Source organism: Pirellulales bacterium (assembly GCA_035939775.1).
Classification (GTDB): Bacteria; Planctomycetota; Planctomycetia; order Pirellulales; family DATAWG01; genus DASZFO01.
Genome location: DASZFO010000234.1, coordinates 1 through 13736, shown reverse-complemented (window position 1 = coordinate 13736; position 13736 = coordinate 1). Strand labels below are relative to the sequence as shown.

General features: G+C 61.4%; 12 protein-coding genes. 8 read left to right on the top strand and 4 right to left on the bottom strand.

Annotation, left to right across the window (positions count from 1 at the left end; genetic code table 11):
* Positions 1–481: 481 nt before the first annotated feature.
* On the top strand, positions 482–1774 hold the full coding sequence (gene hemL, locus VGY55_14670) for a glutamate-1-semialdehyde 2,1-aminomutase (GenBank protein HEV2971215.1): 1293 nt from the start codon (positions 482–484) through the stop codon (positions 1772–1774).
* A gap of 136 nt (positions 1775–1910) precedes the next feature.
* Here the strand turns inward: hemL and VGY55_14665 are convergent, their stop codons facing one another.
* The 3 genes from VGY55_14665 to VGY55_14655 form a co-directional block, all read right to left on the bottom strand.
* Positions 1911–3437 carry an ATP-binding protein gene (locus VGY55_14665; GenBank protein HEV2971214.1) on the bottom strand — a complete coding sequence of 509 codons (1527 nt, stop codon included), beginning with the start codon at positions 3435–3437 and terminating at the stop codon, positions 1911–1913.
* Positions 3434–4117, bottom strand: coding sequence for a response regulator transcription factor (locus tag VGY55_14660; protein ID HEV2971213.1), 684 nt, complete (start codon positions 4115–4117; stop codon positions 3434–3436). The genes VGY55_14665 and VGY55_14660 overlap by 4 nt, the downstream gene beginning before the upstream one ends.
* Positions 4118–4364: 247 nt before the next feature.
* Positions 4365–4850 (bottom strand): PepSY-like domain-containing protein, encoded by a 486-nt coding sequence (locus VGY55_14655; GenBank protein HEV2971212.1) that lies wholly within the window; start codon positions 4848–4850, stop codon positions 4365–4367.
* A 124-nt stretch (positions 4851–4974) separates the two neighbouring features.
* Here VGY55_14655 and VGY55_14650 point away from each other — a divergent pair, with 124 nt between their 5' ends.
* Positions 4975–5658 carry an SDR family oxidoreductase gene (locus VGY55_14650; GenBank protein ID HEV2971211.1) on the top strand — a complete coding sequence of 228 codons (684 nt, stop codon included), beginning with the start codon at positions 4975–4977 and terminating at the stop codon, positions 5656–5658.
* Positions 5659–5799: 141 nt separating this feature from the next.
* Here VGY55_14650 and VGY55_14645 read toward each other — a convergent pair whose 3' ends face one another.
* Positions 5800–6210 carry a hypothetical protein gene (locus tag VGY55_14645; GenBank protein ID HEV2971210.1) on the bottom strand — a complete coding sequence of 137 codons (411 nt, stop codon included), beginning with the start codon at positions 6208–6210 and terminating at the stop codon, positions 5800–5802.
* Between the two features lie 225 nt (positions 6211–6435).
* On the opposite strand from VGY55_14645, the gene nrdR reads away from it, so the two are divergent.
* The 6 genes from nrdR to VGY55_14615 all read left to right on the top strand — a co-directional run.
* Positions 6436–6939, top strand: a complete 504-nt coding sequence (gene nrdR, locus VGY55_14640; GenBank protein HEV2971209.1) for a transcriptional regulator NrdR — start codon at positions 6436–6438, stop codon at positions 6937–6939.
* A gap of 215 nt (positions 6940–7154) precedes the next feature.
* On the top strand, positions 7155–9998 hold the full coding sequence (locus VGY55_14635) for a 2-oxoglutarate dehydrogenase E1 component (protein ID HEV2971208.1): 2844 nt from the start codon (positions 7155–7157) through the stop codon (positions 9996–9998).
* Between the two features lie 159 nt (positions 9999–10157).
* Positions 10158–11579 (top strand): 2-oxoglutarate dehydrogenase complex dihydrolipoyllysine-residue succinyltransferase, encoded by a 1422-nt coding sequence (odhB, locus tag VGY55_14630; GenBank protein HEV2971207.1) that lies wholly within the window; start codon positions 10158–10160, stop codon positions 11577–11579.
* A gap of 7 nt (positions 11580–11586) precedes the next feature.
* Positions 11587–13050 carry an MFS transporter gene (locus VGY55_14625; GenBank protein ID HEV2971206.1) on the top strand — a complete coding sequence of 488 codons (1464 nt, stop codon included), beginning with the start codon at positions 11587–11589 and terminating at the stop codon, positions 13048–13050.
* Positions 13051–13179: 129 nt separating this feature from the next.
* Entirely contained in the window at positions 13180–13533 is a 354-nt protein-coding gene (locus VGY55_14620; GenBank protein HEV2971205.1) for a retroviral-like aspartic protease family protein, read from the top strand.
* A gap of 48 nt (positions 13534–13581) precedes the next feature.
* On the top strand, positions 13582–13736 hold a 155-nt coding region (locus VGY55_14615), incomplete at its 3' end, for an FAD-dependent oxidoreductase (GenBank protein HEV2971204.1).

Genomic DNA, 13736 nt, shown 5'->3' with positions numbered 1-13736 from the left:
CCGGAAAACCTTTCAAAAAAGCCATCACCGCCTGCATGCGAAAACTCCTTGTCATCCTCAATACCATGGTCAAAACAAACTCTACCTGGAACTCCAATCATGCTTAAAAATAACCTTGACAAAAAACACAGCCGCTGGGTTGCAACGCAATTCGAATCGCAAGCCCTGAAAGGGCGACAAAGCAGCGGCGGCGTAAACAGGCGCGGTCAGACAGAATTATCTCAGCGATCAAAACTACGTCGCCCTTTCGGGGCTTTGCCGCCCTTATTACATCGTAACCCAGGGTTGCGCGGCTGCGCCGCTTCGCCCTGGGCTGGGCTCCTCCGGCCCTACAGGCCGACGCTGCAACGATTCGACTCGCATTTCCAGCAAAGTGGCTTTCTCGCGTTGCTGCGCGAGTGAGTGGTGGCTGTCGGCACGCATTCAGACCCGTTTCAGTTTTCTCCCGAATCTGCGCCGCCGCAATCGCATTGTTCCATCCATGCCCCGAGAAAAAAGTCATCTCGCCTTCGCCCGCGCCAAGCAACTCATGCCGGGCGGAGTGAATAGCCCGGCCAGGGCGTTTGGCGGGGTCGGCGGGGAGCCGATCTTTTTTGAGCGCGGCGAAGGGGCGCATCTGTTCGATATCGATGGGAATCGTTACATCGATTACATCGGCTCCTGGGGACCGATGATTCTCGGCCATGCCCATCCGGCGGTGACCGCGGCGCTCGAGGCGGCGATCGCTCGTGGCACGAGCTTCGGGGCTCCGACCGAGGCGGAAAGCGAGCTGGCCGAGTTGATCGTCGCCGCCGTGCCGTCGATCAAGAAGGTGCGGCTGGTGAATTCGGGGACCGAGGCGACGATGAGCGCTCTGCGGCTCGCGAGGGGATTCACGGGGCGCGATGTCGTGATCAAGTTCGCCGGCAACTACCACGGGCATGTCGATAGTCTCCTGGTCGCCGCCGGCAGCTCGGCCGCGACGCTCGGCGTGCCGAATTCGCCGGGAGTGACTCGCGGCGCCACGCAAGACACTCTGGTGCTCGACTACAACAATGCGGACGGGCTCGAGGCGGCGTTCGCGCGGCGCGGCGGGGAGATTGCCGCGGTGATCCTCGAGCCGGTCGTCGGGAACATGGGAGTTGTTGTGCCGACTGCCGGGTTTCTGCGGGCGGCCCGCGAGTTGACCGAGCGGCATGGCGCGCTCTTGATCTACGACGAGGTGATGACCGGCTTTCGCGTGGCGTACGGCGGCGCGCAGTCGCTCCAGAATATCCTCCCCGATCTGACGACGCTCGGCAAGATCGTCGGCGGCGGCCTGCCGGTTGGCGCCTACGGCGGCCGGCGCGACATCATGGACCACGTGCTCCCGGCCGGCAAAGTCTTTCAAGCGGGCACGCTCAGCGGCAATCCGCTGGCCACCGCGGCCGGCATCGCCACGCTCAAGGTGCTCCGCGACCAAGCCCCCTATGAACGGCTCGAACAACTCTCGGCCCGATTGGCCGCCGAGCTTTGTTCCGCCGCCGCGGCCGCGAGCATTCCGCATTCAATGGCTCGCATCGGCAGTATGATGACGCTGTTCTTCAATCCCGGCCCGGTCGTCGATTGGCCTAGCGCTAGCCGGTCCGACACGGCCCGCTATGCCCGCTACTTCTGGGGCCTGATCGAGCGCGGCGTCTACATGCCGTGCAGCCAATACGAAGCGCATTTCGTTTCGATTGCGCACAGCGAGTTGGACATCGACGCGACAGTTTCTGCGGCGCACGAGGTATTTGACACAATGGCGGTTGCGTAAAACCCAAATGGGGCTTCAATGCTGTTTTAGCACGTTGGGTGCCACGCCCACGGCTCGGCATGGGCATGAGCCGCATCGAGGCATGGCCACTCAGAGCAGTGGCCATGGCACCCGTCAATTCAGCATATAAGCTCCACTAGGAACCAATTGACCCGCTCATGGTGCTCTGGTTCTCGCAAACGTTCGGTTCGGCCAAGGTAACCTCACGTCTCGATAGCCGCACGACAAAGCGACTGCCTCCGGTCTTCAGGCATTCAGCGCGGATGTTGCCACCCAATGCCATGGCAATCCGTTGAGCGACAGCCAGTCCCAGTCCGACGCCGCTAATTCCCAATTGTCGGGCTTGTTCCGAGCGAAAAAAGGGCTCGAAGATATGCGGCAAATCGGCCGGAGCAATGCCGTTGCCGGCGTCTTCGACTGCCAAGGCAATCCATGCCTCGTCGGCCGTCAAACGGATCGAAATCGGCGTTCCCGGCGGGCTGTATTTGGCGGCGTTGTCGAGCAGATTGTCCAACAATTGCGCCAAGAGCGGCGGATGGGTTGAAAGCAAGATTGCTTCGCCGGAAGGCGCCTCGCAGCGGAAATCCGGCCAGCGTGGATGGTCGTGCCAATCCGCGAGATGCTCCGGCAGCCATGCGGCGAGGTCAACGACTTCGAGAGCTGGGCCCAACGCCTCGGCGTCGGCCCGAGCGAGGAACAACTGCGACTCGACGATCTGCCGAATCCGATTGCCTTGCGATCGCACCGCCTCCAGCACTCGCTGATATTCGTCCGGCGATCGCTGGCGGAGGAGCGCTACATCGATCTGCCCCAACATTCCGGCGAGCGGCGTGCGCAGTTGGTGCGAGGCGTCTCCCGTGAATCGCCGCTGCCTCTCGAATGATTCCTCCAGCCGCGTGAGCAGGCCATTGAAGGCGGATGCAAGTTGCTCCAGTTCGTCGCCGGTCTGCGGCGACGGCAGTCGCGTTCGCCAATCATCGGCGTTCATGTGGCGCGCCGTTTCGGCCATTCGAGTGACCGGCGCCAATGCCCGGCGGCAGAGCCAGCGGCCGGCGAGCGCCGCGAGGCACCATAGCGCGAGCGACAGGCAGACGAGCGTCAGGGCCAGATTGCGCAGCGTTGCATCGACTGGCGCTAACGATACGCCGACCGTCAACTGCAATGCCGGATACAATGTGGATTGCGGCTCGGCATTGGCCGCGGCCGCGGTCGAGTTCGGGGTTGGCGTCGATTCATCGCGGCCGGCCGAAGCGCTGGCCGCGATTCGCATCTGAACGAGACGCCAGGTCGCGCCGCCGGGAAACCGAAATTGCGCGTCTTGTGCACTTGAGTTCGCAAATAATCGAAGCTGCGGCAATTCGTCGGCAGAAAGGTTCCGCGAACGATCCACGTCGATTCCCTTTCCGTCGCGGACCAGCCAACGAACTTGATCGGGCGACGCATCTTGCCCCAATGTCAACGAGCGATTGCCGACTTCCCATTCCACTCCGTCGCCGCCAACTTCCGCCGCGGCGGCCAACGTGTGGAGGGCCGACGTGAGCCGCTCGTCGGGCTGATGGTGCAGATAACTGCTCGCCAGGCAATACAGCGCCACGGCAAAGCCGACCAGAACGCAGGCCAGCACGCCCAGGAAGAAACTCGTCAGTCGTGTGGTCAAACTCATGCGCTCGCCGATTCACCGAAAAAATAGCCGCGGCCGCGGAGCGTGTGGATCAATCGCGGCCCGTGCTTTTCCAGCTTTCGCCGCAGTTCCATCACGTGGACTTCCAGCGTGTTCGACAGGCCGTCGTACCGCTCGTCCCAAACGTGATCGTAAATCCGCGTTCGGGTGAGGACCTCCGCGGGACGACGGAGGAACAGCACCAGCAGGGCCTGCTCCTTGGCGGTCAGATCGATCCGCTTGCCCGCCCGTTCGACTCGCTGCGTGGCCAGATCAACGCGCACATCGCCATGGCTCAGCACCGTCGTCGCCGCGCTGCTCTTTCGCCGAGCCAACGCCCGAACGCGGGCGAGCAGCTCCGCGAAGGCGAACGGCTTGCAAAGGTAATCGTCCGCCCCGCTGTCCAAGCCGCGGACCCGATCGGAAACGGCGTCGCGGGCGGTCAGCATCAAGACCGGCGTCGTGTTTCCTGCCTCGCGATAGCCGCGCAACAGCGAGAGGCCATCTCGCCCCGGCAACCACCAATCGAGCAAGATCAAGTCCCAGTCGCGCGCCTTGAAGGCGTGCCAACCATCGTTGCCGTCGGCCGCATGTTCGACGGTGAACCCCTCTTCGCGCAATCCGCGCACGACGAAATCGGCGATCTGCGGCTCGTCCTCGACGACCAGAATGCGAATGCCCATGACGATCGTCGGAACCCCTCACAAAACCGCCCAGCGGACTGTCCCCATTTTGCGCGGGCACCATCGCCGCGATGGTCGGCGGAGCAAAACTGGGGACTGTCCCCTTCTCCCAGGCGGTTTTGTGAGGGGTTCTAAGGATAGAATGGCGGATGGTAGAATAGCGTCATGCTTATTCTACCATCCGCCGGGATGCGACACAGGAATCAACCGTTTGTCAACAGACGCTCGGCTTATGTGACGTCGCTGGTTACTCTTTTTCTTCCTCGACGGTTTTGCCGTCCAACGCGACGACGACTTCAAACGATTTCTTGCCGGGCTCGCCGAGCACGCATTCGTAATGGATCGGCGTTTCCTTCTTGCCCTCCACCTTGTTGACTTCCATGATCTCCTCGATCTTGGCCTTGGGGTATTTGGCCTTGATGGCGTCAGAGCAGGCGGCCGGGAAGTCCTTCGCTGCGGTCTCTTTTTCGATCTCGACGATGGTGCCGTCCTCCTTGATTTCAGCCTCGTACTTCCTACCCTTTTGCTTGAGTTCCACGTCGAAAACGGATATGCCATTTTCGATTTCCTTTTCGACCGACGTCAATTCAGGATTCGGAAACCGGTCCTTAACGGCCGCGATGATCTTCTCGGGGACTTTGTCGAGCGGGACTTTCTCGTCGGCCCGACCCGCCGGCGCCAGTAACATCCACGCTCCAGCAATCAGTGCCGCCACAGCCACGACCTTTCGCATTCGAGTTCTCCAATTCTTCAAGTGCAGGAAATCAAACCATTGCAACATGCGACTGGCCCGAATGATACTCGAAGAACCTGAATCGAGCGTGAATCGAAGATAAGAAATTGCTTATACTTGGAATATGGAAGCAAAACGAATCGTTATCACGGGCGTGAGTCGCGGTCTGGGTCGAGCGATGACGGCCCGATTCATCGAGCAGGGCCACACGGTTTGGGGATGCGCGCGGAGCGCCGCGGCGATTGCCGAGTTGCAACAGCGCTGGCCGGCGCCGCATTCGTTCCACGCCGTGGATGTTGTCGATGATCGGCAGGTGGGGCGCTGGGCCGACGCCGTGCTAGCTGGCGGGCCAATCGATCTGCTCGTGAACAACGCCGCCCTGATCAATCGCAACGCTGTGCTGTGGGAAGTGCCCGCCGAGGAATTCGATCGCCTCGTTGATGTGAACATCAAAGGAGTGGCGAACGTCATCCGGCATTTCGTTCCGGCGATGGTGGCGCGGAAGCGCGGCGTGATCGTCAACTTCAGCTCGGGTTGGGGTCGCTCCGTCTCGCCCGAAGAAGCCCCGTATTGCGCCACGAAATGGGCCATCGAAGGTCTCACGCTGGCGCTCGCGCGCGAGTTACCGCGCGGCATGGCGGCCGTGCCGCTGAATCCCGGCATCATCGACACCGACATGCTCCGCATCTCGTTCGGCGGCGATGCCAGTTCCTACCCGTCCCCCGATGAATGGGCCACCCGCGCCGTGCCGTTCCTCCTGCAACTCGGCCCGAAAGGCAACGGCCTTCAGCTTTCCGTGCCCGAGTGAGATAGACCTTGCACTCGTTGGTCGCGACTTCCTCTTCGCGCGGCGCAACTGCCATCGCGCCAGACTCTCGTGGCAAAAACTGGGACGTTCTACGTCTTATAGAATCCAGAATGTCCCTGTTTCAATCTCCCTTTTCATCACTCATGTATAATCTATATCTTGCGGTTGCGGGTTGGGTTCCATCATGTCGTTGTTTTCGACGACGTCGCGCAGGTCAACCTTCTGATAGTCCTCTTCCGGACACAATGTTTCCCAGAGCCAGAGAAAGAAACGTCGAATGTCGCTGGGTTCGCTCATCGTAAGGTCTTGCTCGCCTGCCAGGATCCGGTCGAGGACATCGACGTCGTTGAGAGAATATGCTAGCGAAAGATGCAACATTTCGCGCCGCCATTTGGGCCACCGATCGACAAAGGGCACAACATGTTGGCGAAATACACGCTTGCTGCTCTCCTCGCTGTCGGGATCCAGGTCCAAAGGTGTGCCGCGTTGTGCCTCCTCGATCGTCAGGATTCCGAGGGCACGGCTAATAAAGTGGTAGTTGACGGTTCGCATCGTTTTTATCCGAAGACGGAAACGGGGACATTCTAGGGCATTCTATTCTTTGAAAAATCCAGAACGTCCCGTTTCAATCTCAAGCGCCGGTCCTTTGGACCTTGGAAAATTCAACTCGGGATATCGTATCCGATCTTACGATCGGGCTATTGCTTGGCGGTCCTCCGGCCCTGCGCATGTGGTCAAACCCTGCACTCCGCGGCCCGTTCGTGTATAGTGACGATCATGCAGTGCCCTTTTTGCCGCATCGATAACGATCGGGTGATCGACTCGCGGGCGATCGAGGATGGGTTCGCGATCCGCCGCCGCCGCGAGTGTCTGGCTTGCAAGCGGCGCTATACGACCTACGAGCGGATCGAAGAGCCGGCGATCAAGGTCGTCAAGAAGGACGGCATCCGGGTCCCCTTCGCGCGCGAGAAAATCAAACAAGGGCTGATGAAGGCCTGCTGGAAGCGGCCGATCAGCGATGAACGGATCGAGGCGATCGTCGGCGAAATCGAGAGCGACGTGTACGCTAATTTCGACACGGAGGTGAGCACCCGCTATCTGGGCGAACTTGTGATGAAGCACCTCCGGGCGCTCGACCAGGTGGCGTTCGTCCGGTTTGCCAGCGTCTACCGCGAATTCAAGGACGTCCGCGACTTCGTCGAGGAACTTCAGCCGATGCTGGCAGAATCGCGGCGGCCGAGGCAGAGTCCGGAGGCCGGGGGCCAGGTGCCGGGAGAATAATCCGGGTTACGGCGAATCGCGGCGGCATGTAAAATGTCGGGCCGTGCCGCTGGATTCAAGCCTATCCGAAAACCGCCTGCGGAGAGGGGGACAGTCCCCTTTTTTGTTCCGCGGACACCTTCACCCCGGCCCTCTCCCATCAAGGGAGAGGAAGAGATCGTGGACAGTCCTCGGCGGTTTTCGGCCCACGTGGTCAACAGGGTATAATTCCGTCAATGAGCAACGTCGAAGAACGCCCGAATAGCCTCAGTCTTACGTTTGTCGAAGGACTTTACGCGGACTATTTGCGCGATGCGGAGTCGGTGTCGCCCGACTGGCGCCACTATTTCGACGCGTTGCCGCAGACCAATGGCAACGGCACCGATCATGCAGCCGCGCTGGACTCCAAATTCGACGTGGTGTCGACGCCGGTGCTCACCGAGCTGCGACCAGCCCCGGTCAACGGCGAGTTCGCTGAGATCCCGACGGCGGCGATAGAAGCCGACGCGGTCGAAGTGGCGCTGCTGCAAGATCGCGTTGACCAATTGGTCCGGGCCTACCGCGTTCGCGGGCATCTGGTGGCGGAAATCGATCCGCTCGGTCTACCTCGCCCGCAATTGCCAGAGTTGGACCCAAAAACATACGGCTTCACCGAGGCCGACATGGATCGGTCGTTTTCAACCGACACGATCGAAGGCATGCAAGTGATGACGCTGCGGCGGATCCTCGAGCGGCTGCGCAGCACCTATTGCCGGTCGATTGGCGTGCAGTTCATGCACATGGACGATCTGCGCGTGCGGCATTGGCTGCAAGTTCGCATGGAGGGTTCCGAGAACCGGCTAACGCTCAGCCGCAAGGAACAACTGCGAATTCTCAACCGGCTCACGACGGCCTCGATCTTCGAAGAATTCATCCAAAAGCGGTTCCTGGGAGCGAAGAGTTTTTCACTCGAAGGGGCGGAAACGCTGATCCCGCTTTTGGAATTGGCCATCGAGAAGGCCGGCGAACAGCGGATCGATGAGATCGTGCTGGCCATGGCTCATCGCGGGCGGCTCAATGTGCTCGCGAACATCATGGGAAAGAGCACGCAGCAGATCTTCCGCGAATTCGCCGATCTCGATCCCGAGCTGCACTTCGGCCGCGGCGACGTGAAGTATCACCTGGGCCATAGCACCGATTGGGTCACGTCCGGCGGCCGCCGAGTGCACCTCTCGCTTTGCTTCAATCCGAGCCATCTGGAATTCGTCAATCCGGTGGCCATCGGACGCGTGCGTGCAAAGCAGGACCGTGTAGACGATTCGCAGCGCCGCCGTGGGCTGTGCCTGTTGATCCACGGCGATGCGGCATTTGCCGGCGAAGGCATCACTCAGGAAACCTTGAATCTCAGCCAACTCGAGGGTTACCGGATTGGCGGCACATTGCACGTCGTGGTGAACAACCAGATCGGTTTCACGACAAGTCCGTCCGAAGGCCGATCCTGCACCTACGCGACCGACGTGGCGAAGATGCTGCAAATCCCGATCTTCCACGTCAACGGCGAGGATCCCGAGGCGGTGGCTCAAGTCGTGCGGCTGGCGATGGATTTCCGCCGCGAGTTCCAGCGCGACATCGTGATCGACATGTATTGCTATCGCCGTCGCGGCCACAACGAAGGGGATGAGCCGGCATTTACGCAGCCGGCTCTCTATCGGGCCATCGAGAAACGCAAATCGGTGCGCGAAGGGTATCTCGATCGCTTGCTACAAATGGGCGGGATCACGCGCGAAGAGGCCGACCAGATGATCGCGGCGCACCGCGAGAAAATGGAAAAGGACCTCTCGGTCGCCAAGAGCGATGCGTATGTCCAGCGGAGCGACCTCGCCAGCTTTTGGGCCTTCTATATCGGCGGACGCGAGCGCGAGGCGGCCGAGGTCGAAACGGGTATGAAGAAGGAGCAGTTGGCTGAACTGCTCGCCAAGCAGGCCGTTGTGCCTGCGGACTTTCACCCGCATCCAAAAATCCAGCGATTGCTCGACGCCCGCGGCGAAATGGCGACCGGCGCCAAACCGCTGGATTGGGCCGCCGCCGAGGCCCTGGCCCTCGGCAGCCTCTCGGTGCAAGGTTTGCGCGTGCGGATCAGCGGGCAGGACTCCGAGCGCGGCACCTTCAGCCATCGCCATTCCGTGCTGCACGACGTTCAAGATGGCCACACGTACATGCCTCTGCGCCACCTTGCGCCCGATCAGGCGCCGGTGGAAATCTACAATAGCCCGCTGTCGGAGGCGGGGGTGCTCGGATTCGAATATGGCTATAGCCTCGATTGCCCGGACGGTTTGGTGATTTGGGAAGCGCAGTTCGGGGATTTCTGCAACGCGGCGCAGGTGGTAATCGACCAGTTCATTGTCAGCGCGGAGGAAAAGTGGAACCGCTTGAGCGGCATCGTGTTGTTGCTTCCGCACGGCTTCGAGGGAAATGGGCCGGAGCATTCGAGCGCGCGGCTGGAGCGATTCCTATCGTTGGCGGCGAAAGACAACATTCAAGTCGTCAGCCTGACCACTCCGGCGCAGTTTTTTCACTGCCTCCGCCGGCAAGTGCTCCGTGTGTGGCGGAAACCGCTGGTGGTGATGAGCCCCAAGAGCCTGCTGCGGCATCCGAAGGTGGTATCGTCGCTCGACGACTGCGCGACCGGCAGCTTTCAGCGGATCATTCCCGATGCCGGCTGGCTCGAATCCGAACACGTGGATCGTGTCGTTCTGTGCTCCGGCAAGATCTATTATGAACTCGAACAAAAGCGCTCCGAATTGAAGCGCGACAACGTGGCGATCGTCCGTATGGAACAACTTTATCCGCTGGCCAAGGATTTGCTGCTGAGCGTGTTAAGCGCATACCGGCTGAACACGCCCGTGTATTGGGTCCAGGAAGAACCGGAGAATATGGGGGCCTGGCGGTTCCTCCGCGGCCACTTCGGCGAGAAGCTGTTCGATCGTTATCCGTTCATGGGCGTCTATCGTCAAAGCGCCGCCAGTCCCGCCACCGGCTCCTCGAGCAGCCACCGCCTCGAGCAAGAAAAGCTCCTCGCGGCCGCATTCGGCGACGTGTGAGTAAGTACGAAGTACGAAGGAGCCCACGGGACTACGGCTGCATCGTTCGTGGTTCGGGCACTCCCCCTTATCGTTTCGCACTCCATACGGCATACTTTGTGCATGCCGTAGGCGCGTCTTTCCTTTCGTACTTCGTACTTTGAACTTCGTCCTTAATCTATGCCTGTCGAATTGAAAGTGCCTGAAGTCGGTGAGTCGATCACCGAAGTGCAAATTGGAAAATGGCACAAGGGGGTTGGCGATCGCGTCGAGAAGGACGAAGGGGTCGTCGAACTGGAGAGCGATAAGGCAACCGTCGATCTGCCCGCGCCGATCGCCGGAACGATCGCCAAGATGCTCAAGCAGGCTGGCCAGACCGCCGCGGTCGGCGAGATAATCGGCTATCTATCGGCGCCGGATGAAGCGACATCGTCAAAGGAAACTCCAGCCGTGGGCGCGCCTTCGTCCGCTAAACCAAATCCCTCAGCGCCGGAGGCGACCGTCGCGGTCGAAAAGAAACCCGGTGGCCAAACGGCCATCGGCCCAGTTCAGCCGGCCGCCGCCGCGCCGTCTCCCGCCGCGGCTGAAAGGCCTGAGCCCGCGCCGAGTCCGCCCGCGGATGGCAAGAAGCCGTTCGTGATGCCGGCCGCCGAGCGAGCGCTGGCCGAACATGGCCTGGCCGCCGCCGATGTCCGCGCGACCGGTCCCGGCGGCCGATTGCTCAAGGAAGATGTCGAGCGGCACGTCGAACAGGCGGCCGCGGCGGCGGAAGTGGCATCGCCGGCTGAGCCCGCTCCACGGCAGGCGGTTCGAACCAAAGCGTCTGTCGCCGCTCCGCCAAAATCGATGGCCGCGGAACGAATCGAGTATCCGCTCGCTCCGCGCATCGCGGCCCGCGGTGGGCGCGAAGAAGAATTCGTCGTGATGAGCCCGATCCGCCGGCGAATCGCCGAGCGCCTCGTCGAGGCGCAGCAAGCGGCGGCGCTCTTGACGACCTTCAACGAGATCGACATGTCGGAGGTAATGGCCCTGCGGCAAAAACACAAGCAGGCCTATCAAGAGCGTTACGGCGTGAAGCTCGGATTCATGTCGTTTTTCGTGAAGGCCTCGGTCGACGCCTTGAAGCTGGTTCCGCAGGTAAACGCCGAAGTCCGCGAGCCGCACGTCGTCTATCACCATTATTACGACATCGGGATCGCGGTCGGCGGCGGAAAGGGCTTAGTCGTCCCGGTGCTCCGGAACGCGGAGCAAATGAGCTTTGGCGAAATCGAGCTGGCCATCGCCGATTTCGGCCGCCGCGCTGGCGCGAACAAGCTCAAGCTCGAGGAGCTGCAAGGCGGCACCTTCACGATCTCCAACGGCGGCGTCTACGGCTCGCTGCTTTCCACGCCGATCGTCAATCCGCCGCAGAGCGGGATCCTGGGGCTGCACGCGATCCAAGATCGCCCAGTCGCCCGCGACGGCCAGGTCGTGATCCGCCCGATGATGTACGTCGCCTTGACCTACGACCACCGCATCGTCGACGGCCGCGAGGCGGTCACCTTCCTCAAGCGGATCAAAGAGACGATCGAAGACCCGGCGCGGATGTTCTTGGAAGTGTAGGGCCGACATGAGTGACTCCAACGGAAGCGCGCCACGGATCGGCACGCTGGCGTCCACGTTCCGCGCCCTGAATCATTACAACTATCGGCTCTTCTTCGGCGGGCAGGGTACCTCGCTGATCGGCACCTGGATGACCCGGGTCGCCACCAGCTTGCTCGTCTACGAAATCACCGGCAAGGATTGGATCCTCGGTATCGTCTCGTTCGCCGGGCAGATTCCGATCCTGATCGTCGCTCCGGTGGCCGGCGTGTGGGTGGAAGGGCGCAGCCGATATCGGATTCTGGTCGCCACGCAGGCGCTCTCGATGATCCAGTCGTTCGCGCTGGCGTGGCTGTCGCTGGCCGGCATCATCCAGGTTTGGCAAATCATCGCACTGGCGGCGGTGCAGGGCATCATTAATGCAGTGGACACCCCCGCCCGACAGGCGTTTCTCGTCGAGATCGTCGAGGATCGCCGCGATCTGAGCAACGCCATCGCCCTGAATTCATCGATGTTCAATGCGGCGCGACTGATCGGTCCGTCGATCGCCGGGTTGCTTTATGCCCAGGTTGGCGCAGGCATTTGCTTCCTGATTGATGGCGTCAGCTATCTGGCCGTGATTGCCGCGCTGCTCGCCATGCGTGTCAAACCGCACGTCGCCAAGATTCGAACCCACAATATCTGGCACGACCTCGTCGAAGGCTTCGTCTACGTTTATCGGCAAACGCCGCTGCGGGCGATCTTCCTGCTCTTGGGGTTGGTTAGCATTTTCGGCGTGCCATATGCGACCCTGATGCCCGTGTTCGCGAATTCGCTGGCCGACGGACAAGGCGTAGGGCACGGTATGCGTGCCGACGAATCACCACCAGCGAATGCCGTTTCCGATACGGCCGTTCCCGAAGCCAAAACTCAGCTCTCCAAGAACGGCGCACGCATCTATGGCTTCCTGCTCGCGGCGTCTGGGACCGGGGCGCTCTGCGGTGCCCTATTTCTTGCCTCGCGGAGCACGATCCTCGGGCTGGGGCGAGTGATTGCGTTCAATGCCACGATGTTTGCCTTGTCGGCGATCGTTTTCGCCCTTTCGCGAACGATCTGGCTGTCGCTCGCGACGTCGTTCACGGCCGGCTTCGGTATGATGGCCCACATGGCGGCCAGCAATACGATCGTGCAGACCGTGGTGGACGACGACAAACGCTCCCGCGTGATGGGCTTTTACACGATGACCGTTCTTGGCCTGACGCCCGTCGGCAGTCTCTTCGCCGCGGGCTCGGTGGTGCTGCTAAACGCCAGGTATGGCACGCCATTCGGCGCCCAGTATACTGTGGCGATCGGCGGCGGGCTGTCGCTGTTGGGCGCCTTGTATTTCATCCTGCGTCTTCCGAGCATCCGCAAATCTGCTCGCCCGATGCTCGAAAAGGCCGGCGTGTTGCCGCCGATCGCGGCTGGTATCGAAAGCGCAACGCAAGCGGAAAGACTCGGGACGGGGGGTTAGAAGAAAGGGGTTTGGGACCGGAGTCGCCGTGCTGCGCCGGGCATCGTTAGTTGCCAACTGGCTCCGCGGGTCCAATAATGGGGCGAACGCTGAAAACGTGCGATTCCAAAAACGGGGAGATGGCGAGCGATGGGGCTAACTTTCGTCGAAGGGCAGGTGAGCGGCCCCACGGGCCAAACGCGGCATGTCAACTTTCTCGTCGACAGCGGGGCCAGTTACACTCTGCTGCCGCACGATGTTTGGCAGCAACTCGGTCTCAAGCCCAAGCGCACGCTAACGTTCACATTGGCCGACGGCACCCCGGTCGAGCGGCACGTGTCCGAGTGTCACATCGCCCTGGCCGGCGAAGAAGGTCATACGCCTGTCGTCCTCGGCGAGCCGGACGACGAGCCTCTTTTGGGCCTCGTAACCCTGGAGATTCTGGGGCTCGTGCTGGATCCATTCAATCGCACGCTTCAGGCGATGAAAATGCGCTTGGCATGACCGCGCGTCCGCTCTTCCCCAGCCCCCAGTCCCGACTCCCCAGCCCCCATGCATGATCTCCTCGTCATCGGCGGCGGGCCGGGCGGTTACACTGCCGCGATCCGCGCTAGCCAACTCGGCCTGAATGTCGCCGTCGTCGAACGCGAATCGATTCTCGGCGGCACCTGCTTGCGCGTCGGCTGCATCCCGAGCAAGGCGATGCT